The sequence below is a fragment of the Nocardia sp. NPDC060220 genome, from assembly GCF_042727815.1.
GTDB lineage: Bacteria > Actinomycetota > Actinomycetes > Mycobacteriales > Mycobacteriaceae > Nocardia.
In genome coordinates this window covers 1-3,866 of record NZ_JBHWZY010000671.1, presented here as the reverse complement: position 1 = coordinate 3,866, position 3,866 = coordinate 1, and the positions used below count along the sequence as shown (strand labels likewise).

1 protein-coding gene is annotated in these 3,866 nt (G+C 70.5%); it reads left to right on the top strand.

Going from position 1 to position 3,866, the window contains the following annotated elements; all coding sequences use genetic code 11:
• Positions 1-3,866: amino acid adenylation domain-containing protein (locus tag ACFWF3_RS27440; RefSeq protein WP_379316288.1), on the top strand; the 3,866-nt coding region annotated here is incomplete at both ends.

Below are 3,866 nucleotides of genomic sequence, written 5' to 3'. Positions count from 1 at the left end.
CCTACACCTACGGCACCCTCGACGCCGATTCCTCACGTTTGGCCCGAGTCCTCATCGACGAGGGAATCGGCCCGGAAACAGTCGTCGCCTCGGCGATCCCGCGCTCCTACGAGTCGATCCTCGCGTTCTGGGCCATCGCCAAAGCGGGTGGCGTGTACCTTCCCGTCGACCCGAACTACCCCGAAGACCGTGTCCGTCACATGCTCGCCGACTCCGGCGCGACCATCGGCCTCACCGTCGCCGCGAGGGCGAACAACCTGCCCGGATCGCTGCGCTGGCTGGCGCTGGACGAACCGGCCGCCCGGGCCCGCACCGCCGCCCGCTCGTCGACCCCGGTACGCGACCGCGACCGCCGAGCACCCTTGCGCCGCGACAACATCGCCTACGTGATCTACACCTCCGGCTCCACCGGCACACCCAAGGGCGTCTCGGTCACCCATGCGGGACTCGGCGCCCTCGTCACCCACTCGGCGGCCCTGATGCGCCTGCGCCACGACCACCGCATGCTGCACGTCTGCTCACCCAGCTTCGACCAGTCGATCGAGGAACTCGCCACCGCCTTCCACCACGGCGCCACCCTGGTCATCGCCCCGCCCGACACCCTGGGCGGCATCGACCTCGACGACCTGCTGCGCACCGAACAGGTGACGCACACGATCATCACCCCCGCCCTGCTGAGCACCCTGAACCCGACCACCCTGCCCGACCTGCAGTGCGTGTCCGCCGGCGGCGAAGCCACCGCCCCCGAACTGCTGGCCACGTGGCAACCGGGCCGCAGCTTCCTCAACGGCTACGGTCCCACCGAGGCAACCATCGGCGCGACCTACTCGGTGCTGCGTGCCGGGGACCGCGTCACGATCGGTCGCCCCGTGCCGGGCATGCGGGCCGTGGTCCTCGACGCCCGTCTGCACCCGGTGCCGGTGGGCGCCACCGGTGAGCTCTATCTCGCGGGTCCCGCACTCGCACGCGGGTACCGTGGCCGCCCCGCCGCCACCGCGGATCGTTTCGTCGCCTGCCCCTGGGCCGGACCCGGCGCACGCATGTACCGCACCGGCGACCTCGTCCGCTGGGTGCACGGCGACACCTACGAGCTGGAATACCTGGGCCGCACCGACTTCCAGATCAAAATCCGCGGCTTCCGGATCGAGCCCGGTGAGATCGACGCCGTCCTGCTGCGGCACCCGCAGGTGAGTTTCGCTCTCACGCTCGGCACGCAGAACCCCGCCGGGGACACCGTGCTGGTCTCGTATGTGACAGGCCGCGAGATCGACCCCGGCGCCATCACACGGTGGTCCGCGTCGATGCTGCCCGCGCACATGGTCCCGGCCGCCGTCGTCGTCCTGGACCGTATCCCGCTCTCGGCCGCCGGAAAGATCGACCGGACTGCGCTGCCCGCACCGGAGTTCGTGACGCGCACCTACCGTGCGCCCGCGGCCGGGCTGGAACGTACCGTCGCCGAGGCGTTCGCCGAGGTGCTCGGTGCCGAACGCGTCGGCGCCGACGACAGCTTCTTCGATCTGGGCGGTAACTCGCTGCTCGCCACCCGCCTGACCGCTCGGATCGGTGCCGCACTCGACATCCGGGTGCCGGTGCGCGTGCTGTTCGCCGCACCCACCGTCGCCGAATGCGCGCACGAGATCGCCGGATTGGCCCGCGCGGCCCGTCGACCCGCCCTGCGGGCGCGCCCACGACCTGATCACATCCCCCTCTCGCCCGCCCAGCAGCGCATGTGGTTCCTCAACCGCTTCGATACCGGAACCGCCGCCTACAACATCCCGGTCGTGCTCCGCCTGACCGGCTACCTCGACACCACCGCGCTGCGGCAGGCCTTCACCGATCTCGTCGCACGCCACGAGATCCTGCGCACGATCTACCCGACTGTCGACCAGGTACCGGCCCAGATCGTTCTGCCGTCGGACCACCCGGATGTACCGCGCCTGCACGTGACCACGATCGCCCCGGACGTCGACGAAAGCCTGACCCCCGCAGTGACAGCACTGGTGTCGACCGTTTTCGATGTCACCCGAGAAGTGCCCTTGCGTGCCACCCTGTTCGAACTCGGCCCGGCCGACCACGTCCTGGCCATGGCCGTGCACCACATCGCCGGTGACGGCTTCTCCGGCGGACCCCTCACCCGCGACCTCGTCATCGCCTACACCGCACGCGCGCAAGGACAGAGCCCCACCTGGGCACCGCTGCCCGTGCAGTACGCCGACTACGCGATCTGGCAGCAGACCCTGCTCGGTGACGAAACCGATCCCACCTCGGTGTCGGCCACCCAGCTCGCCTACTGGCGCCAAGCTCTGGCCGAGCTGCCCGACCAACTCGAACTACCCCGCGACCGGCCACGACCGGCGATCCAGTCCTACGCGGGCGGCCGGGTTCCGTTCACGGTCGACACCGCCACCCACGCCGCCCTCGCCGAACTGTCGCGGACCCACGGCGCGACCCTGTTCATGGCCGTGCACACCGCCTTCGCGGTGGTACTCGCCGAGCTGTCGGGCACCACCGACATCGCCATCGGCACACCGGTCGCCGGCCGCGGCGACGCCGCCCTCGACGACCTGATCGGGATGTTCGTCAACACCCTGGTCTTCCGCACCCGCGTCGACGCGGGTGCGAGCTTCGCCGAACAGCTCACCCGCCAGCGCGACACCGACCTGGCTGCCTTCGCCCACGCCGACATCCCGTTCGAACGGCTGGTGGAAGTCCTCAACCCGGCCCGCTCCACCGCCCGCCACCCCCTGTTCCAGGTCGGTTTGTCGTTCCAGAACCTGGCCGAGGTGCGCATGGACCTGCCCGGTACGAGTGTGTCGTCGGTAGAGCTCGATCGGGAGCTGTCCCAGTTCGACCTGCACCTGATCGTGGCCGACCGCTACACCGCCGAGGGTTCTCCGGCGGGCATCACCGGCTACTGCACCTACGCCGCCGACCTGTTCGACGCGGCCACGGTCGCAGGTTTCCTGGCCCGGCTCACCCGCCTGATCACCGCGGTGGTCACCGACCCGGGCGCACCGCTGTACAGCATCGATCTGCTCGCCCCCGCCGAACGAGTCCGGATCCTCGACACCTGGAATCACACAGCGCGACAAGCAGATCCGGCCGCGACCCTCGCCTCGATGTTCGACGCGACCGTCTCGCGCGCCCCGGACGCCCTCGCCCTCGTCGCCGACGACACCCGGCTGACCTACGCTGATCTCGACGACCGGGTCAACCGCCTGGCCCGCTATCTCATCGCCGCGGGCGTCGGCCCGGAAACCCGGGTGGCACTGGCGATGCGGCGATCGATCGACCTGGTCGTGGCGATGTACGCGGTCAGCACCGCGGGCGGGGTGTACGTGCCGGTTGACCCCGACCACCCTCGATCGCGCACCGACTACATCCTGGACACGGCCGCCCCGCTGCTCGTCCTCACCAGCGCCGACACCTGGCTCGGCGCGGCCGAGGACCTCGCGACAACCCGTGTTCGATGTGTCGAGCAGGTGGACCTCGCCGCACACAGCCCCGCCCCGATCACCGACCGTGATCGCCGCGCGCCCTTGCGCCCCGCGAACACCGCCTACGTGATCTTCACGTCGGGATCGACGGGCCGCCCGAAGGGTGTCGCCGTCTCCCACGCCGCGATCGTCAACCAGTTGCGCTGGAAGACAGCTGAATTCGGTCTCACCGCACAGGACAGCGTGCTCCTCAAGACCGCGGCCACCTTCGACCTGTCGGTCTGGGAGTTCTCCGCATGGTCATCGCCGCCCGGGCCCCCGGGTCCACCACCCCGCCGCCACCCTCCGCCACCGACGGCGAGCCCGGACGCTCACCGGCGACCGGAGCCAGTGCCGCGAGCGAGCGTGCGGACTGGCGGCCCTGGGTCT